Below are 23,111 nucleotides of genomic sequence, written 5' to 3'. Positions count from 1 at the left end.
CGCCCGGATAGGGTGATCACTTCGGCAGGTCTCCTGACTTGCGGGTCATCGCTTGGCCGAACCTTCCCACACCCCGTTCAGGTGCAGTGGCATTTTTCCGGCCTCGCTCACCGCTTACAGTTGCGGGGGCAGTCACGGATTTGATCCGATGATCGGATCGCACCGTATTCCCTATTACCGGGGTATTTTCCCGGACCGAAGCAGCCCCGCGTTACGCCTGAAGTCAGATTCGCGCAAGTGTAAATCGCGCTTGCCGCGCGTCGCACGCGCGCGGTATCCCTGCGCCGCCAAGTGGATTTCGAAAGGGTGCGGGTCATGGGCTGGGCCGAGTATGCGGCGGCGCTGGCGGTGTTTTTCCTCAGCCATACGCTGCCGCTGCGGCCGCGCGTGAAATCGGCCCTGGTGGCGCGATTCGGTCAGCGGGGGTTCGCGCTGGGCTACTCGGCGCTGTCGCTGGGGGTGCTTTACTGGGTGTTGATGGCGGCGGGGCGCGCGCCCCATGTGCCGCTCTGGGGTTGGGCGGCGTGGCAGAAGCATGTGACGTTGCTCGCGATGCTCGCTGCCTGCGTGTTGGCGGCGCTGGCCATCCGGCGGCCCAACCCGTTTTCCTTTGGCGGTCGTGCCGGAGCCGGGTTCGATGCCGCGCGCCCCGGCATCCTGCGCTACACGCGCCATCCGCTGCTGGTGGCGCTGGCGCTGTGGGCGGGCGGGCATATGGTGCCCAATGGCGATCTGGCGCACGTGGCGCTCTTCGGTCTTTTCGCGGGGTTCGCGATGCTGGGGCAGCGCATCGTGGACCGCCGCCGCAAGCAGGCGCTCGGGCCCGAGTGGGAGCGGCTTGACGCGGCGCGGCGCGCCGTGCCGGCGTGGCCGCCGCGCCCGGCCTCGGTCCGTGGCGGTATTGTGCGGCTGGGGCTGGGCCTTGCGGCGTTTGCCGGGCTGGTCGCGATTCACCCGTTGGTCATCGGCGTTTCGCCCCTGCCGTGAGCCCCTGCGACCATTCGGGGCACTTGACCCCGCGCGCCGCACTCGCCAAGAACCGGTGCGAACGAGAGGGAGTAGACGGGAATGGTGCGCAAGGCCGAGAACGGCGCCGATCTGCTGGATCGCGAGAAATCAAAGCGCGTACGCGCGCTGGCCGAGCTGTGGCCGTTCCTGCGTCCCTACCGCAAGCTGCTGGCCGCTGCCGTTTCGGCGTTGGTGCTGACCGCCGCAGTGGCGCTGATGCTGCCGATGGCGGTGCGCCGGGTGGTGGACAATTTCGGCAACGAGGATGGTGCGCTGCTTGATCAGTATTTCGGCGCGGCGCTCGTTATCGCGGCGTTGCTGGCGCTGGGCACCGGGCTGCGCTACCTGCTGGTGTCGCGGCTGGGCGAGCGGGTGGTGGCCGATATCCGCAAGGCGGTGTTCAACCGGGTGATCGGCATGAGCCCGGCCTTTTACGAGCGGGTGATGACCGGCGAGGTTCTGAGCCGGATCACCACCGACACCACACTCATCCTGTCTGTCATCGGCTCGTCCGTGTCCATCGCGTTGCGCAATCTGCTGCTGTTCTCGGGCGGCATGGTGCTGATGCTACTGACCTCGGCCAAGCTGACCGGTCTCGTGCTGTTGATCGTGCCGCTGGTGGTCGTGCCGATCCTGTTTCTCGGTCGGAAGATGCGCGTACTCAGCCGCGAGAACCAGGACTGGATCGCCAACAGTTCCGGCAACGCCTCCGAGGCTCTTTTGTCGGTGCAGACGGTGCAGGCATTCACCCATGAGCGCGAGAGCCGGGCGCGGTTCGGCGATGTGACCGAACGCAGTTTCGAGGTCGCGCGCCGCCGCGTGAATACCCGCGCGCTGATGACCGTGATCGTGATCTTCCTCGTTTTCACCGGCATTGTCGGCGTGTTGTGGATCGGCGCACGGGACGTGCGGGCAGGGGACATGAGCGCCGGCAGCCTCGTGCAGTTCGTGATCTACGCGGTGATGGTGGCGGGCGCGGTGGCGGCGCTGTCGGAAATCTGGGGCGAGTTGCAGCGCGCGGCCGGGGCGACCGAGCGGCTGGTCGACCTGCTGCACGCAGACGACCCGGTCCGGGACCCTGCGGCACCGGTGCCCGTGCCGCAGCCGGTGCGCGGCGCGATCGCGTTCGAAGGTGTGCGCTTTGCCTATCCGGCGCGGCCCGAGACCCCGGCGCTCGACGATTTCAGCCTGTCGATCAAGCCCGGCGAGACGGTGGCGCTGGTCGGCCCGTCGGGAGCGGGCAAAACCAGCGTGATCCAGTTGATCCTGCGGTTCTACGACCCGGAGGAGGGGCGCATCACGCTCGATGGCGTGGCGCTCGCGGAGATGGCGCGGCACGAGTTCCGCCAGGCGCTGGCGCTGGTGCCGCAGGAGCCGGCGATCTTTGCCGCCTCGGCGCGCGAGAACATCCGTTTCGGCCGACCCGAGGCCAGCGATGCCGAGATCGAGGCGGCCGCCCGCGCCGCCCACGCAGATGACTTCATCGCGCGTTTGCCGCAGGGCTACGACACCTATCTCGGCGAGCGTGGCGTGATGCTGTCGGGTGGGCAGAAACAGCGCATCGCCATCGCCCGCGCGATCCTGCGCGATGCGCCCGTTCTGTTGCTGGATGAGGCTACGAGCGCGCTCGACGCCGAGAGCGAGCGCGCGGTGCAGACCGCCGTCGAGGGGATGGCGGAGACGCGCACCACGATCATCGTGGCGCACCGCCTTGCGACGGTGAAGAAGGCCGACCGCATCGTGGTGATGGATCAGGGCCGGATCGTGGCGCAGGGAACGCATGACAGTCTCGTCGCGGAAAACGGGCTTTACGCACGGCTGGCGCGGCTGCAATTCACCGATGGCGCCGCGGCCTGAGCGCGGCGAACGGTCCCTTGCCCAAGGCCCCGCAATCTGGGATAACATCTAAGACTTCAGATCGGAGACGCCCATGCGCGCACGCATCTACAAACCCGCCCGGACCGCCACGCAATCGGGCGTGGCCAACACGCAGAAATGGGTGCTGGAATTCGTGTCCGAGTCGGCGCGGGAGATTGACCCGCTGATGGGGTGGACCTCGAATGCCGACACGCAGGCGCAGGTGCGGCTACGCTTTGACACGAAAGAGGCGGCGCTTCAGTACGCCCGGGAACACGGCATCGACGCTGTGGTGCAGGATCCGCACAAGCGCAAGCCCAACATCCGCCCCGGCGGCTATGCAGAGAACTTCTCGACCAAGCGGCGGCAGGTCTGGACGCACTAAGCGTCGTCCGCCGGTTCCGGGCGCCTTCCGGACTATGCGGGACGTGCCGGTACATCACGGCCCGTCACTTAACCCGCCATCAGCGCCTCGGCGGCGGCGCGGGCCTCTTGGGTGACATGCTCGCCCGAGAGCATGCGAGCGATTTCGTCCACGCGGTTGGCCCCGTCGAGGGTGCGCACGGTCGAGAGTGTCATCTCGTCCTCCACCCGTTTCTCTACCCGCCAGTGATGCGCCCCGCGCGCCGCAACCTGCGGCGAATGGGTGACAACCAGTACCTGCCCGTCTGTCGCCAACCGTTCCAGACGCCGCCCGACCGCGTCCGCCGTGGCGCCGCCAACGCCGCGGTCGATTTCGTCGAAGATCATGGTCAGACCCGCATCGGGGGCGGACAGGCACAGCTTGAGCGCAAGCAGAAAGCGGCTCAACTCGCCCCCCGAGGCGATCCGGCTTAATGGTCCGGAAGGCGCGCCGGGATTGGTCGCCACGGTAAAGCTCACGGCGTCGTGGCCCGAGGGACCGGGATCGGCAGGGGCGATTTCGGTCGTGAAAATGGCGCGTTCCATCCTGAGCGGTGCAAGCTCGGCCATCACGGCGGCGTCAAGTCGAGCGGCGGCCTCGCGGCGGGCGTGGCTCAGTGCCACTGCCTCGTGGTCATAGCGCTGTGCGGCGGCGTCCCGGTCTGCGCGGCGGGCCGCCAGATCGCTGTCGCCTGCGTCGAGCGCAGCCAGTTGCGTGCGCAGGGTGTCGGCGAAAGCAGCAAGGTCATCGGGCAGAACGTCGTGCTTGCGCGCCAGCCCGCGAATGGCAAAGAGGCGTTCCTCGCAGCGTTCGAGGTCGAGCGGGTCGAAGTCGAGCGCCTCGAGCGCGGCCTGTGTCTCGCGCCCGGCCTCGTCGAGTTCGACCAATGCACGCGAGAGCGCGGCGAGTGCGCCATCGAGCCGCCCCTCGGCCTTGTCGGAGACGCCTTCGAGCCAGCGCAGCGCATCGCCCGCTGCCCCCTCGGCCCCGTCGAGGCCAAGCACATGCGCGGCGCGGGCGATATCCTCGCGGATGCGCTCGGCCCCTTGCATCAGGCGGCGGCGTGTATCGAGCGTCGCCTCTTCGCCGGGCTGCGGGTCGAGCGTATCAAGTTCGGCCACCGAATGGCGCAGGAAATCCTCTTCGGCGCGCATGGAGGCGAGAGCCGCCTCGGCCTCGTCAAGCGCCTTTTGCGCGGCGGCGCGCTCGCGCCACGCCGTCCTGACGGAGTTGCGCTGCGCGTCCAGCCCGCCGAAGGCGTCGAGCATGTCGCGATGGCCGCGCGGGTCGAGCAGGCCGCGATCATCGTGCTGGCCATGCAGTTCCACGAGCGTCGCCGAGAGCCGTCGCAGCACCTCGCCCGAGACGCGGCGATCGTTGACCCAGGCGGTCTTGCGCCCGTCCTGTGCGTTGACGCGGCGCAGGATAAGGTCGTCCTCCTCGGGCAGCCCGGCCTCGGCCAGAACCACGCGGGCCGGGTGATCGGCGCCGAGCTCGAACACCGCCACGACCTCGCCGCGTTCGGCCCCTCCGCGCACCAGATCGGCGCGCCCGCGCCAGCCCAGCACGAATCCGAGGCAGTCGAGCAGGATGGACTTGCCGGCCCCGGTCTCGCCGGTGAGCACGTTCAGCCCCGGCCGGAACCCGAGCTCCAGCCGGTCGATGATGAGCATGTCGCGGATTTCGAGCGTGGCCAGCATCCGGTCATTCCGTGGGGCAGGGGTACACCCCGCCGCCCCCTAGAGCCACCGACCGAGCACGGTCTGGCGGTAGATTTCCTGCAACCAGCCGTCACCTGCGGCCTCGAGCGTGTGACCCTGGCCGGTCAGGAGCGAGTAACTCTGCTCGTACCACTCGGTGCCGCGGAAATTGTGGCCAAGGATCGCGCCGGCGGTGCGCGCCTCGTCCACGAGCCCGAGCGAGAGGTAGGCCTCGACCAGCCGGTGCAGTGCCTCGGCGGTGTGGGTCGTGGTTTGGAAATCCTCGACCACCACGCGAAAGCGGTTGGCCGCGGCGGCGAAGTTGTCGCGCTTGAGATAGTAGCGCCCGACTTCCATTTCCTTGGAAGCGAGATGATCGTAGGCGAGATCGAACTTGAGGCGTGCGGACGTAGCATACTCGCTTTCGGGGTAGCGCTCGATCACCTCGCGCAGCGCCTGAAGGGCCTCGAAGGTGAGCTGTTGGTCGCGGCCAACCTCGTCGATTTGATCGTAATAGCTCAGTGCCAGCAGATACTGGGCATAGGCGGCGTCCTCGTCGGCGGGATAGAAATCGAGATAGCGCTGCGCGGAGGCGCGGCTTTCCTCGTAATTGCGGTCGCGGTGATGGGAAAAGGCCTGCATGATGACGGCGCGCTTGGCGAACCCGGAATAGGGATAGAGCCGCTCGACCTCGGCGAAGCTCTGGGCGGCGAGCTTGGGCTTGTTTCGTGAAAGATCGTACTCGCCGCGTTCGAATATCTGTTGCGCGGTGAAATTCTCGTAGTTGAGATTGCCGCGCTCCACGCTCTCACCGCCATCGCAGCCTGCGAGAAACAGAACCACGAGAGCCGCCCCCGCGATCTGCGCCGGACCCTTGCCGATTGTCATGCACATTCTTCCCGTCGTGTTTCGCAAAGGCGTTCCCACCGCCACGGTCTCGCTCTAGCACATAAATCTGCGGTGCAAAACGGGTTTGGCGCGGGGAACGCGATCGCGTGTCAGGCGACGCGGGGAATCTCGCCGATATGCACGCCGGCGCCGGGCAGGCGCGCTGCCGTGGCCGCGTCACAGGTGACGATCCGATAGTTGGCCTGATCGGAAAACAGCGCGTGCAGCAGGTCGTTGGTGAGCGCATGGCCCGCACGCATCCCCTGGTAGAAGCCGAGGATCGGAAGCCCTGCGAGCCCCAAATCGCCGACCGCGTCGAGCATCTTGTGACGCACCGCTTCGTCGGCGTGGCGCAGCCCGCCGGGGCTGAGCACCTCGTCGCCGTCTACGACGACGGCGTTTTCCATCGTGCCACCGAGCGCGAGGCCGTTGGCGCGCATGGTCTCGACATCGGCCTTGCGGCAGAAGGTGCGCGAATTCGAAAGCTCGCGCACGAAGCTGCCATTGGACATGTTGAGGCTCTTGGTCTGTACGCCGATGGCCGCGTCCTCGAACTCGATGGTGAACTCGATGCGCAGCGTAACGTCGGGCGAGAGCCGCGCGCGTGCTGCGCCATTTGCAACCTCGACGGGGCGCAGGACGCGGATGGCGCGCACCGGAGCGGCCTGCGGTGTGAGGCCCGCGGCGAGTATCTTGGTGACGAACGGCACGGCGCTTCCATCGAGGATCGGAACTTCCGGACCGTCGATCTCCAGCGTGGCGTTGTGGACGCCGCACCCGACCAGCGCTGCCATCACATGTTCGACGGTCGAGACAGACGCATCGCCCGCGCCCACCAGCCGCGTGCAGAGCGGCGATTGCACCACCCGGTCCCACAGTGCGGGAATTGGTGGGGTGGTTTCGTCCAGATCCGTGCGGTGAAAGACGATGCCGGCCCCAGCGGGCGCCGGTCGCAGCACGAGACGCGCGGGCCTGCCCGAATGCAGGCCAACACCGTCGAAACTAACCGCCTGTCTGATCGTTCTTTGCACGCTCTGTTCCGATCATTCGACCAGATGGCTCACTGCAGCGTGGCGTGCCGCTGTGGGCCGCCCATGACGCGAGCATATGGTCATGAAATTTTAACTGAGACGTGTCTAAAGGCTGCAAGGAACAGCCTCAACTCAATCTTTGCAACCGATTGAAACATCGTGGCGCGTGGCGTGGGCGGGATTCTGCCTATGCCGCCCAGGTGTTGCTATTGAAACGAAAAAGCCGCCCCGAAGGGCGGCCAGATCGGGCGGTGATGCGCCTTCTTTCAGTTTGCCTGACGCCGCAGGAAGGCCGGGATCTCGATCTGATCCTCCTCTTCCTGCTCGCGGGGGGCGGGCTGCGCGGAGCGCGCGGCCTGCATTGGGGGCTGCTGGCGCGCGGGGCGCGGGGCCTCTTGTCCGCCATGCCCGGTCATCCGGTTGATGAGCGAATTGATCCCGAACCGCGGCTTATCGTCCGGCGCGGCCCCGTCCCCGGACGGGGCGGGGGCCTGCTCGGACGCGGCTGGTTGTTGCTGGCGCGCTGCCGCCTGCGAGGGGACCTTGCTCACCGCCACCTGGAGCCGCTGCATCGCCTCAGGGGAGGGGGTGCCGGGCGCGGGCGCGCGTGGCGCGAGGAAGGCGTCGAGCTCTTCCTCGATCTCCATGTCGGTCTGGCCTGATGCCACGGCTTCTTCGGCGCGGGGCTGGTAGGCGGGTGGAGGGAGATCGTCATCGGCGCCCTGCGCAACGAAAGTATCGGGTTGGGCAGGCTCGGCCCGTGGTTCCTCGGTGCGGTCGAAGAGCGAGGGTTCTTCGGCCACGGCGGGGGTGGCCCCGCCATGCTCGGCGTGAAGGTCGGCCTCGATGGCCTCGGGCTGCCGGAGGGGCTCTGCCAGAGAGCGGCGCGGTACGGGCACGTCGGCAGAGTTTTCACTGGCGTCGATGCCGGTGGCAACGACGCTCACGCGCATCCGGCCCTCCATCTCGATGTCGAGCGTCGAGCCGACGATGATGTTGGCGTCGGGGTCCACCTCCTCGCGGATGCGGTTGGCGGCCTCGTCAAGCTCGAACAGCGTCAGGTCGTGGCCGCCGGTGATGTTGATAAGCACGCCGCGCGCGCCCCTGAGGCTGATTTCGTCGAGAAGCGGGTTGGCGATTGCCTTCTCGGCGGCCTGCACGGCGCGGGTTTCGCCGTCGGCCTCGCCGGTACCCATCATCGCCTTGCCCATCTCGTCCATCACCGCGCGCACATCGGCGAAATCGAGGTTGATGAGACCGGGGCGCACCATCAGGTCGGTGACGCCCTTGACACCTTGGTAGAGGACGTCGTCGGCCATGCTGAAGGCCTCGGTGAAGGTGGTCTTGTCGTTGGCAAGACGAAACAGGTTCTGGTTGGGGATGATGATGAGCGTATCCACCATCTTCTGCAGTGCCTCGACACCGGCCTCGGCCTGCTTCATGCGCTTGCCGCCCTCGAACTGGAACGGTTTCGTGACGACGCCTACGGTCAGCACGCCAAGCTCGCGCGCGGCCTGCGCGATGATCGGCGCGGCGCCGGTGCCCGTTCCGCCGCCCATTCCCGCGGTGATGAAGCACATATGCGAACCCGCGAGGTGATCGACGATCTGCTCGATCGATTCCTCTGCGGCGGCGGCGCCGATCGACGCCTTGGCCCCCGCGCCGAGGCCCTCTGTCACCTTCACGCCCAGTTGGATACGGCTCTCGGCCTGGCTCTGGCTGAGGGCCTGGGCGTCGGTATTGGCGACGACGAAATCAACGCCGTCGAGGGCCTTTTCGATCATGTTGTTGACCGCGTTACCGCCAGCGCCTCCGACACCGAACACGGTGATCCGCGGCTTGAGGTCGTCCTGACCGGGGAGTGATAGGTTGAGTGTCATTGCTCTGTCCGCCTGTCTCTGGGCCTGTCTGCGCAGGCCGTTTTCCGCCTGATTGTCCCCATTCTTACCGATGGTTGCGTCAATCGTCACCAAAAAAACACCGTGAAACTACCAAATATGCCCTGATTTCTGGGCGTTTCCGCGGGATTTCGCTCATTTCGCCACATGTTGCGGTCACCAGTTGTCCTTGAACCATTTGACCGCCCGCCGCAGCGAGCGTGCCGGGTAGCGGTCCACGGGGATGTCGAAATCCCACCATTCGTCCTGTGGGTTGGCCGCGAACAGGCACATGCCAACGGCGCTGGCAAAGGCCGGGCCGGTGGCGGCCTGCGGCAGACCGTGCACGCGCAAGGGGCGCCCGAGGCGCACGCGCTGTCCGAGGATGCGGCTCGCGAGCCCGTCGAGGCCGGGGATCTGGCTGCCGCCACCGGTGAGCACGATTTGCTGGCTGGGCAGGTGGTCGAAGCCGGCCGCATCGAGCCGCGCGCGCACCTCTTCGAGGATTTCCTCCACGCGGGGGCGCATGATGCCGATCAGTTCGGCGCGGCTGACCTTGCGGCGGTCGTGCTCGTAATCGCCGGTCTCGCCGCCGGTCTCGATCATCTCGCGGTCATCCATGCCGGTGGCGACGACCCCGCCATAGAAGGTCTTGATTCGCTCGGCGGTGGCTTGCGGCACCTGGAGACCCATCGAGATGTCGCTAGTGACGTGGTCACCACCGATGCGCACGCAATCCGCGTAGATCATGTGCTTCTTGATGAAGATCGAAAGCCCCGCGCTACCGCCGCCCAGGTCGATGCAGGCGGCACCCAGCTCCTGCTCGTCCTCGACCAGCGCGGCGATCCCCGAGACATAGGCCGAGCTGCCGACGCCCGCGAGCTCCATGTCGCAACGCTTTACGCAATGCGCGAGGTTCTGGACGGCCACCCCGTCCACGGTGAGCATGTGCATATCGGTAGCCAGCCAGTTTCCGATCTGGCCGCGCGGGTCGATCAGCCCGGAGCGGTGGTCGAGCGCGAAATTTACCGGCTGGGCGTGCAGCACTTCGCGTTCCTCGCCGATATCGGGCACGTCGCACGCGCTGAGCACGCGGCTGATGTCGTTTTCGGTCACGGTCTGCCCGGTGATGTCGACTTCGCCGGCGAGCCCGTAGCTGCGCGGGCGCGCGCCAGAGAAACAGGCGATGACGTGATCCACGCGAATCTGCGCCATCTTCTGAGCTGCCTGCACGGCGGTGCGGATCGCGCGCTCGGTCTCGGCCATCGCCTCGATCTCGCCCAGACGCACCCCGCGTGAGCGCGTCGTCGCCGCACCGATCACGCGGAATCCCGCCTGCCCGGCCATGCGCCCGACCTCCTCGGCCGCGGCAAAGCGCCCGGTGCCGTCGAAGCGCAACACCAGGCAGGAAATCTTGGATGTGCCGACATCCAGGACCGCTACCACGCCGCGCTGGATCGCGGCCTTGCGCATCGCGCGCATCGCGCGCTGGGATTCGTAAAGTTCGATCATCTGGTTTCTGTCCCTGACGAAATGGCTGGCAGGCCGGACGCGCGCGTGATGCGCCACCACTCCTCGGTGGCATGTTCGCTCATGCGTACCGTGGGTCGCGTGCTGAGGCGCATGTCGATGCTCACAAGGTCGCGTTCCAGCAGGTCGCTGGCCCGGTCGAGCACGATTACCCGCTCGACCGCGCGCACTGGTTCGCGCTCGGGCAGGCGCACCCGCCTGCCGTCGCCAAGCACGAGGTCCCAGCGCCGCTCGCCCATACGCACGAGGCCGCGCAGCGGGCGTTTCAACGCTGTCGCCGAGGCGAGAATGTCGAGTGCCTGCGGCACCGCGAGGTCGGCACCGCTTCCCGCCAGCACCGGCAGGTCGGCATGCGTTGTGCGCGCCTCGACCGTGGCGATGGCCGCGCCACTGATGTCGAGTACCTCGAATCCGTGGCGCGTGCGCCATAGGGTTACCGGCACGCGCTCGGTCACGGCGACGCGCAGCACGCCGCCCTGCCGGATACGCAGCTCGGCACGCGCGACGGCCGGAAGCCCCTCGATCATCTCGCGGAGCGCGGCCATGTCGAAATCGAAGGAGCTGGCGGGCAAGTCATACGGGAATATCTCATGAATATCCTCCTGCACACCGGCGCTGGCACCCTCAAGTTCGATCAGGTGGACCATGAATTCCGGTCGCGTTTCGATCTGGCGGCGGATCTCGGCGATGCGGTCGGCGATATTCGCGCGCCGGTCGGCATCGTAGAGATATCCGCCCGCAACGCCCGCGACGACCAGCAGTGGCAGGCCTAGCCGCGTCAGCCGCCGGTAGCCCGGTGTGAGACGCATCCGCTCCAGCCGGTAGCGCAGCCGCGAGGGGGAGGGATCGGCGCGGGGGATCACCGGTCGCATGACGCGTCCTCCACCATCCAGCGAACGAGGTCTGGAAAGGATATGCCGACCGCCGCCGCCTGTTCGGGGCTGAGCGAGGTGGGCGTCATCCCTGGCTGGGTGTTGGTTTCGAGCAGCACCAGCCCGTCTGCCCCGCGCCCCTCGTCCCAGCGGAAATCGGTTCGGCTCAGCCCGCGGCAGCCCAGCACCTCGTGGGCGCGCAGGGCGTGGGCGAGGCAGGCGTCGAAAATGTCCTGCGGCACCTCGGCGGGGACCACGTGGCGCGATCCGCCGGGTTTGTACTTCGCATCGTAATCATACCAGCCGTCGGTGAGGATGTCGGTAACCGTGAGCGCGCGGTCGCCCATCACGGTGGTGGTGAGTTCGCGACCCGGGGCATAGGCCTCTACCATGACCGTCTCTGGCATCTCGTCCGACAGTTGCGGTGGCCCGTTCGCGGCCTCCTGCACGAGGTAGACGCCGACCGAGGAGCCCTCGTTGTTGGGCTTGACCACGTAGGGCGGGGCCATCACATGGCGCTTGCGCACCGCCTCGCGCGGGGCCAGCAGGCTTGCCACCACTGGCAGTCCGGCGGCGCGGTAGGCGGATTTCGTGCGTTCCTTGTCCATTGCGAGTGCCGAGGACAGTACGCCGGAATGGGTGTAGGGGATGCGCAGCCATTCCAACAGGCCCTGAACGCAACCATCCTCGCCCCAGCGACCGTGCAGCGCGTTGAAGACCACGTCGGGAGAGATGTCCTGAAGTTGTGCGCAGAGATCGAGCCCGGCGTCGATCTCAACGACCCGGTAGCCTGCGTCCCGAAGCGCTGCGGCGCATTCACGCCCGGAGGAGAGTGACACCTCGCGCTCTGCCGAGGGGCCGCCCATCATCACCGCAACCATCGGGGTTGTTCTGCCCGAACCAACCACCTAGTGCCTCAATTTTCCGGGCCGCTTCGCGCGACCGCGTTATCGTTCTGACTGCTCTTTGTCGGGGCTGTCGCCCGGGGCCGGTTCGCCGACCCTCATGATTTCCCACTCTAGCTGTATTCCGCTGTTTTGGAAAACCCTTTTTCGTACCTCCTCGCCGAGACCCTCCAGGTCGGCCGCGGAGGCCCCGCCGGTATTGATGAGGAAATTGGGGTGCTTCCCGCTCATCTGTGCGCCCCCGCGCCGCGCGCCGCGCAGCCCCGCGCGGTCAATCACCGACCAGGCCTTGAGGTCGTGCACGTCGTCGGCGCGACCTGAGCTGCTAAAACCGGCCGGGTTGCGGAAGGTGCTGCCGGCGCTGCGATCCTTGGTGGGCTGCGTGGCGTCACGGCGGGCCACCTGATCGTCCATCTTGGCGATGAGCGTTTCGGGCGCGCCGGGCGGACCCCGGAACGTGGCCCCGGTGATGATGCAGCCCTCGGGAAGGTCACTGTGGCGATAGCGGAAATTCAGTGCCTCTGGTGTCAGCGTCAATAGCTCGCCCGCGCGCGTCACCGCCTGCGCCTCGACGAGGTGATCGGCCACGTAAGAACCGTAGCAGCCCGCATTCATCCGCACCGCGCCGCCGATGCTGCCAGGGATGGTGCGCAGAAAGGTGAGGTCGATCCCGGCCTCGGCTGCGCGCCGCGCCACATGCGCGTCGAGCGCCGCCGCTCCAGCGGTGACGCGGTCGCCGTTCGCCTGGATCGTGTTGAAGCCGCGCCCCAGCCGGATCACCACCCCGCGGATACCGCCGTCGCGCACGATGAGATTGGAGCCCACGCCCATCGGGAATACCGGGATGTCCGGGTCGAGCGCGCGCAGGAAATCGGCGAGGTCATCGGTGTCGGCGGGCTGAAACAGCCAGTCCGCCGGGCCGCCCACGCGCAGCCAGGTCAGATCGGACAGGGGGCGGTCGCGGCTCAGCCGCCCGCGCGTCGGTGGCATCTCGGTCATGGCGGTCCTTGTGCCCCGGCGGGGCCGGGAGGTAAAGCCGCCTGTCAGTTGCGCGGTGGCACCAGCTTGCCGGGATTCAGGATATTGTCGGGGTCGAGCGCGGCCTTGATCGCCCCCATCATTGCCCAGCCGCCCCCGTGTTCGCGCGCCATATAGCCCAGCTTGCCCACGCCGATGCCGTGCTCGCCGGTGGCGGTGCCGCCCATGCTCAGCGCACGCTCCACCATCCGATCCGAGGCGGCTTTGGCGCGCGCGATCTCGGCTTCGTCGGCCATGTCCACCATCAGCACGGCGTGGAAATTGCCGTCGCCGACGTGGCCGAGGATCGGTCCTGCCACGCCCGCCTGCGCGAAATCGGCGCGTGTCTCCTCGATGGCCTCGGCCAGGCGCGAGATCGGCACGCAGATATCGGTGACGATGGCGCGCGCGCCGGGGCGGCTGGCGAGGATCGCGTAGTAGGCATTGTGGCGCATGGTCCAGAGTGCGTTCCGCGCCTCGGGGCGTGTGGCCCAGTCAAACCCCTTGCCGCCGTGATCGCTGGCGATCGCGCCGAAGGTTTCGGCCTGTTCGCGCGCGCCCGTTTCGCTGCCGTGGAATTCGAGCAGAAGGTGCGGCGTCTCGGCGAGGTCGATGCCGGAATAGGCGTTGACCGCGCGCACGCTGTCCTCGTCCATCAGCTCGATCCGCGCCATCGGTACGCCGCTCTGGATCGTGTCGATGACCGTCTCGACCGCGTCCCCCACGCTGTCGAACGCGCAGACCGCCGCCGAGATCGCCTCGGGTTGGCCGTGGAGCCGCAGGGTCAGCTCGGTGATGAGGCCGAGCGTGCCCTCGGAGCCCACGAACAGCGCGGTGAGGTCGTAGCCAGAGGAGGATTTGCGCGCCGCCGTGCCGGTGCGAATCACCTCTCCGGTCGCCGTCACCACCTCGAGCGCCAGAACGTTGTCGCGCATCGTGCCGTAGCGCACGGCGGTGGTGCCGCTGGCGCGGGTTGCGGCCATGCCGCCGAGGGCGGCGTTGGCACCGGGATCGACCGGGAAAAACAGGCCGGTGGCGCGCAGCTCCTCGTTCAGCGCCTCGCGCGTCACGCCGGGCTGGACGCGCGCCACCATGTCGGCCTGCGCCATCTCGAGGACGCGGTTCATGCGGCTGAAATCCACCACGATCCCGCCGGAAAACGCCTGCGACTGTCCTTCGAGCGAGGTGCCGGTGCCCCATGCCGTGACCGGCATGCGGTGGCGCGCGCAGATGGCGACGATGCGCGCCACCTCGTCGGTGGTTTCGGGATAGGCGACAGCATCGGGCGGGCTGAGCGGGAAATACGACTCGCTGCGACCGTGAAGGTCCAGATCGGACTTGGAGAGGCTGAGCCGTTGGCCTAGACAGGTATGCAGGTCGTCAAGGGCTTTTTGCGTGTCCATTGGGCAACTTTCGTTCGTGAGTGTCACGATACCCTAGGCGATGAAGCCGCGATGCGAAAGCAGCGCAGTCGGATGGTAACGTGACGCAGCCCGGGGACAGATCGTTTTTCGCGCGATTGCGCAGACAGGCGGCGATTCGCCTGCGCGGGGGCTGGCGGATGCTGCGCAGGCGCGGGCCGAGCCAGTTCCAGTTCTGGGTGATCGCGCTCCTGCTGGGAAGTGCCGCGGGATACGCGGCAGTGCTGTTTCGCAAGGGTATCTCGGCGCTGGAGGGAGTGGTCTACCAGACCGGGGACGTGGCTCGGCTACACTCGCAAGCCGAGCATCTGCCGTGGTTCTGGGTGCTGCTGGTGCCGGTGGCCGGGGGGCTGATCGTTGGCTTGGTCCTGCACCGGTTCACCGATGACGGGCGCGTGCGCACGGTCGCGGACGTGATCGAGGGCGCGGCGCTTAGCGAAGGTCGGGTCGAGCGGCGCGCGGGGCTGGCCTCGGCGCTCGCGTCGCTGGTGACGCTGGGCACAGGCGGCTCGTCGGGGCGAGAGGGACCGGTGGTGCATCTTGCTGCGGTCATCTCGGGCTGGGTGAGTGACCGCCTAAATGCCGACGGCATCACCGGGCGCGACCTTTTGGGCTGTGCGGTGGCCGCCGCCGTTTCGGCGTCGTTCAACGCGCCCATCGCCGGCGCGCTCTTCGCGCTCGAGGTGGTGCTGCGGCATTTCGCGATCCACGCCTTCGCGCCCATCGTGATCGCGAGCGTTGCGGGCACGGTCATCAGCCGACTGCATTTCGGCGACGTAACCGAATTCACGCTGCCGGTGAGCAGCGTGCTGTCCTTCTACGTGGAACTACCCGCCTTCCTGATCCTCGGGCTGGTCTGCGGGCTGGTGGCGACGCTGATGATGCTGGCGATCTTTGTGGCCGAGGATGTGGCCGGACATGTGCAGATGCGCCTGCGCATACCGCGCTGGCTGCGGCCCGCAGCGGCGGGGCTGATGCTCGGGGCGTTGGCGATCTGGTTTCCGCATATCATCGGCGTGGGCTACGAGACCACCTCGGCGGCGCTGACCGGGCGGCTGGTGTGGCACGAGGCGATCGTGTTCGCCGTGCTCAAGGTGCTGGCGGTGGCAATCACGCTGGGTGGGCGCATGGGTGGCGGCGTGTTCTCGCCTTCGCTGATGGTAGGGGCGCTCACGGGGCTGACCTTCGGGCTGCTGGCGACGGCGGTTCTGCCCGACTATTCCGGCGCAGCCACACTCTATGCGCTAGCCGGGATGGGTGCGGTGGCGGCGGCGGTGCTGGGCGCGCCGATCTCGACCACGCTGATCGTGTTCGAGCTGACCGGCGACTGGCAGACGGGCCTTGCCGTGATGGTGGCCGTCTCGACCTCGGTGGCGCTCTCGGCGCGACTGGTCCGGCGCTCGTTCTTCCTGACACAGCTCATGCGGCGCGGCATCCGTCTGGCCGCGGGGCCGCAGGATTACCTGCTGGGCATGTTCCGCGTGTCACGGCTGATGCGCGAACCCGATCACGCGCGCGCCGCCGATCCCGACCAGTGCTGGTCGCTGATCGAGCAGGGGATCTATGTCGATGCCAGCGCCACGCTCGAGACGGCCATGCCGGTTTTCGAGCGCGCGGGCGTGCCCTTCGTGCCCGTGGTCACGCTCTCGGGAGGGGATGCCCCGCCGGACCTCGCGGGGGCGTTGTTTCACGTCGATGCGCTCAAGGCGTATAACGGCGCGCTGGCCGCCGTGTCGAAGGAAGAGCACGGCTGAGCGCGTCCCCGCGCGTCGCCCGGCAATCAGATACGCTCCACCGCGACCTTGTCGGTCGTGTAGAACGCGATGTGCCCGGCGATCCGCGTGGCCTCGGGCTTTGGCGCCTCGTAGCTCCAGGCGGCGTTCTCGATGGTCTGGCTCTTGGTCTCTATGGAGAAATAGCGCGCATCCCCTTTGAACGGGCAATGGCTGGTTTGTTCGCTCTCATCTAGAAACGCCATCGCAATATCTTCGCGCGGGAAATAGATCACCGCGGGGTACTCGCCCTCGGTCAGTTCCAGCGCGTTGCGGCTTTCGGCGAGGATTGCGCCGCCCGCGCGCACCGTCCAGGTGCCGTCTGCCTTGCGTATCGTTATCTTGTTCATGTGTCGTCCTTCCTGTCGTTTCGGTGTTCTTGTTCGGTCATGTCTGCCGTCGGAGTGTCACGGGAATGTGTCACAGCGGCGCGGTCTGTTGCTGCAACCATACCCGTGCCGGTGCCGAAAGCAGAGGGCCGATCTTGTCGCGGCAGGCCGCGTGATAGCCGTCGAGCCAGGCGCGCTCTGGCGCGGATAGCAGGTCTGAGCAGATCAGGCGGCGGTCAATGGGCGCGAATGTGACGGTTTCGAAGTCGATCTGCGTGGCCCCGTCGCCGCCCGTCACGGGGGATGCCTCGCGCACCACGATCAGGTTCTCGATGCGGATGCCGAAGGCCCCTTCGCGGTAATACCCTGGCTCGTTCGACAGGATCATTCCGGGCGCGAGCGGCACCTCCGACAGGCGCGAGAGTCGCTGCGGTCCCTCGTGCACGCAGGAATAGACGCCGACCCCGTGCCCGGTGCCGTGGCCGTAATCGCAATCGTCGAGCCACAGATGATAGCGTGCCAGCACATCTAGATCGCGGCCCGCGAGCCCCTTGGGGAAGCGCAGGCGCGAGATGGCGATCATGCCTTGCAGCACGCGGGTAAAGGCCGTGCATTCCGCGTCTCCGGGCGTGCCCATTGGCAGGGTGCGGGTGATGTCCGTGGTGCCGTCGAGATACTGCCCGCCACTGTCGAGAACCAGTAGGTCGCCCGCCCGAAGCGTGCGGTTGCTGGCCTCGGTCACGCGGTAATGCGGCAGCGCTCCGTTGGGGCCCGAGCCGGCGATAGTGTCAAAGCTGATATCGAGCAGGCGGCCGGTGGCGGCGCGGCATTGCTCCAGCTTTGTCACCACGTCGATCTCGGTCAGCGTACCGGTGGGCTGCGCGTCGAACCACGCAAGGAATTCGCAGACCGCCGCACCGTCGCGCAGGTGGGCGGCGCGGGTGGCGTCGATCTCGGCGGCGGTTTTTTGCGCCTTGGGCAGGATACAGGGATCCTCGGCCCATGTATGTGCGACATCCGCCGCCTCGAGCCGCTGCACGACCCAAACCGGCACGCTCTTGCGGTCTAGTTGCACTGGGCCCTCGAGTGCGTCGAGCGCGGGGCCAAACGCCTCGGGAGCGGCTGACGTCACCTCGTCGCCCAGATGCGCGCGCGCACGGGTATCGAGCTTGGCCGGGTCGGTGAAGAGCGCCACACGGCCCGTGTCGTGCAGGATGGCGAAGCCCTGCGGCACCGGGTTGCGGGGGATGTCGGCACCGCGGATGTTCAGCAACCAGGCGAGGGAATCGGTGAGCGTGATGACCGCCGCGCGCGCACCGGACGTGCGCAAGCTCTCGGCCAGTTGCGCGCGTTTTTCGGCGTGGGTCGCGCCCGCCAGGGTCTCGGGCCAGGGCTGTATCGGGCCGCGCGGCGGGGCGGGGCGGTCGTGCCAGACGGCATCGACCAGGTTGTCGGACGGCACGAGGCGGACGCCTTCGGGCAGTGCCGCCTCGATCTCGTCTACCTGTCCGGGTGTCCACAGCCACGGGTCGAACCCCACCGGGCCGCCCCCGGGCAGGTGCCGGGCTAGCCACGGTCCGGGCCTCGTCTCGGGCCAGTCCACGGGGGTGAAATGCCCGGTATCGATCTGCCCGCTTACCTGCACGCGGTAACGCCCGTCCACGAACACGCCCGCCACATCGTTCAGCACCACGCAGAGCCCAGCCGAACCGGTGAAGCCCGTGAGCCACGCCAACCGGTCGTCGCAGGGCGCGACATATTCGCCCTGGTGCGCGTCCGCCCGCGGCACGAGAAAGCCCACCAGACCCGCCTCGGCCATCGCGCGGCGCAGGCGGGCAAGGCGCGGCGGGCCCTGTTCGGGGCGCGCGGTCTCGGTAAAGCTCTGGAACAAAGGCCGTCTCTCTCGTGGTGCGGGGTGGGGTTCAGTGCTAAAGAAGAGCCCGTGAAATGGCAACAACGGGGGCGGGGCAATGGAAAGCCGGGTACGCGCGGGCGAGAGGCTGGTCGAGGTGCCGGAGGCAGGCGACGCGGCCCTGCACTTCATCGGGCGCATCCGCACGCCCTGGACCGAGCGAAAGGACTGCCCCCGGCAGGGGCGCGTGGATGGGCCCGAGTGCCGGGTGGAGGTGTTTGAGCCATGGCAGGAGGCGCTTATAGGGGTCGAAGACTATGCCCATCTCGACCTGCTCTATTGGCTCGACCGGGCGCGGCGCGACCTCGTGGTGCAGAACCCCGGCAATGACGGTGTGCGCTATTTCGGCACCTTCGCCCTGCGCTCGCCACAGCGGCCAAACCCGATCGGTCTCTCACGCGTGCGGCTGGAGCGGGTCGAGGGGGCCACGCTGATCGTGCGGGGGCTCGATTGTCTCGATGGCACGCCGCTGATCGATATCAAGCCGGTGACCTGCGAATTCACCCCCAAGGCCCCGCCCAAGGGCTGAGCAACGCGGAGGTTTCAAGCATCTGGCGAAGGTGCTAAGCCCGCGCGCAATCCATCCCCACGAGGACGCCATGACGACCATCCGCCTCTATAACACCCGTACCCGGCGCAAGGAAGATTTCGCGCCTTTGGACCCCGAGAACGTGCGGATGTATGTCTGTGGGCCGACGGTCTATGACCGGGCGCATCTGGGCAACGCGCGGCCCGTGGTGGTGTTCGATGTGCTGTATCGGCTGCTGCAGCATGTCTACGGGCCGGATCACGTGACCTATGTGCGGAATTTTACGGATGTGGATGACAAAATCAACGCGCGCGCGGCGGAGAGCGGGCGCGCGATTGGCGAGATCACGGCCGAGACGACGCAGTGGTTTCTGGATGACATGGCGGAACTGGGGGCGCTGAAGCCCGACCACATGCCGCGTGCGACGCAATATATCCCGCAGATGGTGGCGATGATCGAGGATCTGATCGCCAAGGGCCACGCCTATGAGGCCGAGGGCCATGTGCTCTTTGCCGTGGACTCGTGGCGCGAGGGCTATGGCAAGCTGTCGGGGCGCACGGTCGATGACATGATCGCAGGCGCGCGGGTCGAGGTCGCGCCCTACAAGCGCAACCCGATGGATTTCGTTCTTTGGAAGCCCTCGGATGAGGATCAGCCGGGATGGGACTCGCCCTGGGGCCGGGGGCGGCCCGGCTGGCATATCGAATGCTCGGCGATGGCTTATGAATTGCTGGGCGAGAGTTTCGACATTCACGGCGGCGGCAACGATTTGATGTTCCCCCACCACGAGAACGAGATCGCCCAAAGCTGCTGCGCCCATCCCGAGGGCGATTTCGCGCGGGTCTGGATGCACAACGAGATGCTGCAGGTCGAGGGCAAGAAGATGTCCAAGAGCTTGGGCAATTTCTTTACGGTGCGGGATTTGCTGGATCAGGGCGTGCCGGGGGAAGTGATCCGGTTTGTTTTCCTCTCGACGCATTATCGGAAGCCGATGGATTGGACGGCGGAGAAGGCGCGGGAGGCGGAGAAGACGCTTCGTAAATGGTATGCCAAGGCCGCGCAGGGTGTTGGAACGGGGCAACCCCATATCGCTGTCGTTCAAGCTTTGGCAGATGACTTGAACACGCCTTTGGCGATCAGCGAATTGCATCAACTCTATCTCGCGGATGACGTTGCGACACTGCGTTATACGCTGCAGTTTCTCGGATTGCTTGCCGCAGACCTGCCGGACTGGGTCTCGGGGCCAACCTTTGATCTGTCGATACTTGGCGACATGCTGAGCGAAGAACGAAGTAGGGCCATGAAAAATAAAGACTTCTCGGAAGTGGATCGCCTCAAAGCTCTCCTGATCGACGCAGGCATTGAGGTTCGCATGCGCAGGGAGGGCGTCGAACTGGTGCCCGGCCCTGATTTCGACCCCGCGAAGCTGGAGTCGTTGAAGTGACGCGCCTTTCAGCACACCGCCGACATGCCGCGCGAGGGCCCGACCGCGGGGGGGCGCTACAACGCTTGTGGGGGGCGATTTATGGTTCCGATTACTGCGACGACTGTTCGGGTGGCAACGTTGTAAAAGCGCCCGCCCGGGGGGCGGTCGGGCGCTCGCGCAGCGGCGCACAAGTGCGCCTCGATTCCGCGCGCGGTGCCTGTGGAGAGGGGCATGTTGCATGACTAAGGAACGCCTCTATTTCTACGACACCACCCTGCGGGACGGGCAGCAGACGCAAGGCGTGAGTTTCTCCACGCCCGAGAAAATCCAGATCGCGCAGGCGCTCGACCGGCTTGGCGTCGATTACATCGAAGGCGGCTGGCCCGGGGCAAACCCCACCGACAGCGCCTTTTTCGAGGCGGTGCCGCGGACCCGCGCCACGCTGACCGCCTTTGGCATGACCAAGCGGGCGGGGCGGTCGGCAGAGAATGACGATGTGCTGGCGGCAGTGATGAACGCGGCCACGCAGGCCGTCTGCCTTGTCGGAAAGACCCATGATTTCCACGTCACCGAGGCGCTCGGCATCACGCTGGACGAGAATGTCGAGAACATTGCCAAATCGGTCGCGCATCTGGCGGGGCAGGGGCGCGAGGCGCTGTTCGATGCCGAGCATTTCTTTGACGGCTACACCGCCAATCCCGATTACGCGCTGGAGTGCCTGCGCGCGGCATATGAGGCCGGGGCACGGTGGATCGTGCTGTGCGACACCAATGGCGGCACGTTGCCCACCGAGATCGGGCGCATCGTGGGCGAGGTAATTGCAGCCGGCATCCCCGGCGAGCGGCTGGGCATCCACACCCATGACGACACCGGCAACGCAGTGGCGGGCAGCCTCGCCGCAGTGGACGCGGGCGCGCGGCAGGTGCAGGGCACGCTGAACGGGTTGGGCGAGCGGTGCGGCAATGCCAATCTTACCACGCTCATTCCCACGCTGATGCTGAAGCCGCCCTATGCCGGGCGGTTCGAGACGGGGGTGAGCCATGAGGGGCTGACGCGCCTCACAGCGGTGAGCCGGCAACTGGACGAAATCCTCAACCGCGTGCCGCTGCGGCAGGCGGCCTATGTCGGGGCCTCGGCCTTTGCCCACAAGGCGGGGCTGCACGCCAGCGCGATCCTCAAGGACCCGAGTACCTACGAGCATATCGACCCGGAGACGGTGGGCAATGCGCGCATCATCCCGATGTCCAATCAGGCCGGGCAATCGAATCTGCGCCGCCGTCTCTCGGAGGCGGGGATCGAGGTGGTGCCGGGCGACCCGAGGCTTGCGTTGCTGCTGGAGCGGATCAAGGAGCGTGAGGACCAAGGCTATACCTATGACAGCGCGCAGGCGAGTTTCGAAATCCTCGCGCGCAAGGAACTGGGGCAGATGCCAGAGTTCTTCGAGGTCAAGCGCTACAAGGTCACGGTGGAGCGGCGCAAGAACAAGTATGACCGGATGGTAAGCCTCTCGGAGGCCGTCGTGGTGGTCAAGGTCGATGGCGAGAAGAAGCTGTCGGTGAGCGAGTCGATGGACGAGGCAGGCTGTGACCGGGGGCCGGTCAACGCGCTGGCGCGCGCGCTGGCCAAGGATCTGGGGCCGTATCAGGACCAGATCGCCGACATGCACCTCGTCGATTTCAAGGTGCGCATCACGCAGGGCGGCACCGAGGCGGTGACGCGGGTCATCATCGACAGCCAGGACAGCGCTGGCCGGCGCTGGTCCACCGTGGGGGTGAGCCCGAATATCGTCGACGCGAGCTTCGAGGCGCTGCTTGATGCCATCAACTGGAAGCTGCTCTACGAGGGGGCGGAGTGAGCCTCACCTTCGATGACGATCTAATCGCCTGTGCAGACCTTGTGCGCCGCGCCGACAGGCCACGATTTCAGGCGGCGATGGCGGCGCCGGTGCCCGCTCGGGCGGTGTTGTTTCCGATCTACGCCTTCAATGTCGAGGTGGCGCGCGCGCCGTGGGTGACGCAGGAGCCGATGATCGCCGAGATGCGCCTGCAGTGGTGGGCCGACGCACTGGCGGAAATCCGCGCGGGCGGCGTGGTGCGGCGGCACGAGGTGGTAACGCCGCTCGCGCATGTGCTGGATGCCGACGGGGCTGGATTGCTAATTGAGCTGATCGAGGCGCGACGATGGGACACCGGGCGCGAGCCGTTCTCGGACGAGGTTGAGTTCACCGGTTATATCGAGGCCACCTCGGCCAATCTGGTCCGGGCGGCGGCCCATGCGCTGGGGCCAGCCGAGGACGCGGTGCTGCGCGACGCGGGCTACGCCCTGGGCCTCGCCAACTGGTTCCGCGCGATCCCGGCGCTGGAGGCGGCGGGACGCAGGCCGCTGCCCGATGGACGACCGGAGGCGGTGGCGGCGCTGGCGCGAGAGGGTCTGCGGCGACTGGTGCGGGCGCGGGGGCGACGCGCGGAGGTGTCACCCGCGGCGGCGGCCGCTCTCTTGCCGCTGTGGGAGGCGGGCCCGGTGCTGCGCGCGGCGGCGCGGCGGCCCGCGCGCGTGGCCGGGGGCACGCTCGACCCGGCCCCGGTTCGCAGCCGACTCACGCTGATGTTGCGCGCGACGTCGGGACGGTGGTAG

19 protein-coding genes and 1 riboswitch are annotated in these 23,111 nt (G+C 67.2%); of the genes, 8 read left to right on the top strand and 11 right to left on the bottom strand.

Annotated features, from left to right (window positions below):
• Window positions 1-6: 6 nt before the first annotated feature.
• Window positions 7-215: riboswitch (cobalamin riboswitch) on the bottom strand.
• Window positions 216-315: 100 nt separating this feature from the next.
• The 3 genes from CRJ03_RS13720 (at window position 316) to CRJ03_RS13710 (ending at window position 3,250) form a co-directional block, all read left to right on the top strand.
• Window positions 316-987, top strand: a complete 672-nt coding sequence (locus tag CRJ03_RS13720; RefSeq protein WP_104019439.1) for an NnrU family protein — start codon at window positions 316-318, stop codon at window positions 985-987.
• 81 nt (window positions 988-1,068) lie between these two features.
• Window positions 1,069-2,865 (top strand): ABC transporter transmembrane domain-containing protein, encoded by a 1,797-nt coding sequence (locus tag CRJ03_RS13715; protein WP_104019438.1) that lies wholly within the window; start codon window positions 1,069-1,071, stop codon window positions 2,863-2,865.
• A gap of 73 nt (window positions 2,866-2,938) precedes the next feature.
• On the top strand, window positions 2,939-3,250 hold the full coding sequence (locus CRJ03_RS13710; protein WP_104019437.1) for an ETC complex I subunit: 312 nt from the start codon (window positions 2,939-2,941) through the stop codon (window positions 3,248-3,250).
• Window positions 3,251-3,318: 68 nt separating this feature from the next.
• Here CRJ03_RS13710 and recN read toward each other — a convergent pair whose 3' ends face one another.
• The 9 genes from recN to CRJ03_RS13665 form a co-directional block, all read right to left on the bottom strand.
• Window positions 3,319-4,968 (bottom strand): DNA repair protein RecN, encoded by a 1,650-nt coding sequence (gene recN / locus CRJ03_RS13705; RefSeq protein WP_104019436.1) that lies wholly within the window; start codon window positions 4,966-4,968, stop codon window positions 3,319-3,321.
• A gap of 39 nt (window positions 4,969-5,007) precedes the next feature.
• Window positions 5,008-5,856, bottom strand: a complete 849-nt coding sequence (locus CRJ03_RS13700) for an outer membrane protein assembly factor BamD (RefSeq protein ID WP_104019633.1) — start codon at window positions 5,854-5,856, stop codon at window positions 5,008-5,010.
• A gap of 110 nt (window positions 5,857-5,966) precedes the next feature.
• Window positions 5,967-6,887 carry a UDP-3-O-acyl-N-acetylglucosamine deacetylase gene (lpxC, locus tag CRJ03_RS13695; protein WP_104019435.1) on the bottom strand — a complete coding sequence of 307 codons (921 nt, stop codon included), beginning with the start codon at window positions 6,885-6,887 and terminating at the stop codon, window positions 5,967-5,969.
• Window positions 6,888-7,153: 266 nt separating this feature from the next.
• Window positions 7,154-8,767, bottom strand: a complete 1,614-nt coding sequence (gene ftsZ / locus CRJ03_RS13690) for a cell division protein FtsZ (protein WP_104019434.1) — start codon at window positions 8,765-8,767, stop codon at window positions 7,154-7,156.
• 174 nt (window positions 8,768-8,941) lie between these two features.
• Entirely contained in the window at window positions 8,942-10,276 is a 1,335-nt protein-coding gene (gene ftsA, locus CRJ03_RS13685; protein WP_104019433.1) for a cell division protein FtsA, read from the bottom strand.
• On the bottom strand, window positions 10,273-11,166 hold the full coding sequence (locus CRJ03_RS13680; RefSeq protein WP_104019432.1) for a cell division protein FtsQ/DivIB: 894 nt from the start codon (window positions 11,164-11,166) through the stop codon (window positions 10,273-10,275). Before CRJ03_RS13680 ends, ftsA begins: the two co-directional genes overlap by 4 nt.
• Window positions 11,154-12,047: a D-alanine--D-alanine ligase gene (locus tag CRJ03_RS13675; protein WP_104019431.1), complete on the bottom strand. Its 894-nt coding sequence runs from the start codon at window positions 12,045-12,047 to the stop codon at window positions 11,154-11,156. The genes CRJ03_RS13680 and CRJ03_RS13675 overlap by 13 nt, the downstream gene beginning before the upstream one ends.
• Before the next feature lie 66 nt (window positions 12,048-12,113).
• Complete coding sequence (gene murB / locus CRJ03_RS13670) at window positions 12,114-13,070, bottom strand: UDP-N-acetylmuramate dehydrogenase (RefSeq protein ID WP_104019430.1); 957 nt, start codon at window positions 13,068-13,070, stop codon at window positions 12,114-12,116.
• Window positions 13,071-13,114: 44 nt separating this feature from the next.
• Window positions 13,115-14,491: an FAD-binding oxidoreductase gene (locus CRJ03_RS13665; RefSeq protein ID WP_104019429.1), complete on the bottom strand. Its 1,377-nt coding sequence runs from the start codon at window positions 14,489-14,491 to the stop codon at window positions 13,115-13,117.
• 158 nt (window positions 14,492-14,649) lie between these two features.
• Here CRJ03_RS13665 and CRJ03_RS13660 point away from each other — a divergent pair, with 158 nt between their 5' ends.
• A complete protein-coding gene (locus CRJ03_RS13660; RefSeq protein WP_104019428.1) occupies window positions 14,650-16,263 on the top strand; it encodes a chloride channel protein in 1,614 nt (537 codons plus the stop codon).
• Window positions 16,264-16,289: 26 nt separating this feature from the next.
• On the opposite strand, the gene CRJ03_RS13655 is transcribed toward CRJ03_RS13660, so the two are convergent.
• A complete protein-coding gene (locus CRJ03_RS13655) occupies window positions 16,290-16,631 on the bottom strand; it encodes a DUF427 domain-containing protein (RefSeq protein WP_104019427.1) in 342 nt (113 codons plus the stop codon).
• A 70-nt stretch (window positions 16,632-16,701) separates the two neighbouring features.
• A complete protein-coding gene (locus CRJ03_RS13650; RefSeq protein WP_104019426.1) occupies window positions 16,702-18,501 on the bottom strand; it encodes an aminopeptidase P family protein in 1,800 nt (599 codons plus the stop codon).
• Window positions 18,502-18,580: 79 nt separating this feature from the next.
• Here CRJ03_RS13650 and tsaA point away from each other — a divergent pair, with 79 nt between their 5' ends.
• From tsaA to CRJ03_RS13630, 4 genes are all read left to right on the top strand, one after another.
• Entirely contained in the window at window positions 18,581-19,051 is a 471-nt protein-coding gene (gene tsaA / locus CRJ03_RS13645; protein ID WP_104019425.1) for a tRNA (N6-threonylcarbamoyladenosine(37)-N6)-methyltransferase TrmO, read from the top strand.
• A 70-nt stretch (window positions 19,052-19,121) separates the two neighbouring features.
• Window positions 19,122-20,495 (top strand): cysteine--tRNA ligase, encoded by a 1,374-nt coding sequence (gene cysS, locus CRJ03_RS13640; protein WP_104019424.1) that lies wholly within the window; start codon window positions 19,122-19,124, stop codon window positions 20,493-20,495.
• Between the two features lie 220 nt (window positions 20,496-20,715).
• A complete protein-coding gene (cimA, locus tag CRJ03_RS13635; RefSeq protein WP_104019423.1) occupies window positions 20,716-22,332 on the top strand; it encodes a citramalate synthase in 1,617 nt (538 codons plus the stop codon).
• Window positions 22,329-23,111 carry a squalene/phytoene synthase family protein gene (locus CRJ03_RS13630; protein ID WP_104019422.1) on the top strand — a complete coding sequence of 261 codons (783 nt, stop codon included), beginning with the start codon at window positions 22,329-22,331 and terminating at the stop codon, window positions 23,109-23,111. The genes cimA and CRJ03_RS13630 overlap by 4 nt, the downstream gene beginning before the upstream one ends.

It is taken from the genome of Roseovarius nitratireducens (assembly GCF_002925845.1).
Taxonomy (GTDB): Bacteria; Pseudomonadota; Alphaproteobacteria; order Rhodobacterales; family Rhodobacteraceae; genus Roseovarius; species Roseovarius nitratireducens.
This window is presented reverse-complemented; position numbering and strand designations above follow the sequence as displayed.

Excerpts from the sequence above, each read along its gene's own strand:
- CRJ03_RS13720 (WP_104019439.1), top strand. The coding sequence starts at position 316 with ATGGGCTGGGCCGAGTATGCGGCGGCGCTGGCGGTGTTTTTCCTCAGC.
- CRJ03_RS13700 (WP_104019633.1), bottom strand. The coding sequence starts at position 5,856 with ATGACAATCGGCAAGGGTCCGGCGCAGATCGCGGGGGCGGCTCTCGTG.
- ftsZ (WP_104019434.1), bottom strand. The coding sequence starts at position 8,767 with ATGACACTCAACCTATCACTCCCCGGTCAGGACGACCTCAAGCCGCGG.
- ftsA (WP_104019433.1), bottom strand. The coding sequence starts at position 10,276 with ATGATCGAACTTTACGAATCCCAGCGCGCGATGCGCGCGATGCGCAAG.
- CRJ03_RS13680 (WP_104019432.1), bottom strand. The coding sequence starts at position 11,166 with ATGCGACCGGTGATCCCCCGCGCCGATCCCTCCCCCTCGCGGCTGCGC.
- CRJ03_RS13655 (WP_104019427.1), bottom strand. The coding sequence starts at position 16,631 with ATGAACAAGATAACGATACGCAAGGCAGACGGCACCTGGACGGTGCGC.
- recN (WP_104019436.1), bottom strand. The coding sequence starts at position 4,968 with ATGCTGGCCACGCTCGAAATCCGCGACATGCTCATCATCGACCGGCTG.
- CRJ03_RS13675 (WP_104019431.1), bottom strand. The coding sequence starts at position 12,047 with ATGGTTGCGGTGATGATGGGCGGCCCCTCGGCAGAGCGCGAGGTGTCA.
- CRJ03_RS13710 (WP_104019437.1), top strand. The coding sequence starts at position 2,939 with ATGCGCGCACGCATCTACAAACCCGCCCGGACCGCCACGCAATCGGGC.
- cimA (WP_104019423.1), top strand. The coding sequence starts at position 20,716 with ATGACTAAGGAACGCCTCTATTTCTACGACACCACCCTGCGGGACGGG.
- CRJ03_RS13665 (WP_104019429.1), bottom strand. The coding sequence starts at position 14,491 with ATGGACACGCAAAAAGCCCTTGACGACCTGCATACCTGTCTAGGCCAA.
- CRJ03_RS13715 (WP_104019438.1), top strand. The coding sequence starts at position 1,069 with ATGGTGCGCAAGGCCGAGAACGGCGCCGATCTGCTGGATCGCGAGAAA.
- cysS (WP_104019424.1), top strand. The coding sequence starts at position 19,122 with ATGACGACCATCCGCCTCTATAACACCCGTACCCGGCGCAAGGAAGAT.
- tsaA (WP_104019425.1), top strand. The coding sequence starts at position 18,581 with ATGGAAAGCCGGGTACGCGCGGGCGAGAGGCTGGTCGAGGTGCCGGAG.
- CRJ03_RS13660 (WP_104019428.1), top strand. The coding sequence starts at position 14,650 with ATGCTGCGCAGGCGCGGGCCGAGCCAGTTCCAGTTCTGGGTGATCGCG.
- murB (WP_104019430.1), bottom strand. The coding sequence starts at position 13,070 with ATGACCGAGATGCCACCGACGCGCGGGCGGCTGAGCCGCGACCGCCCC.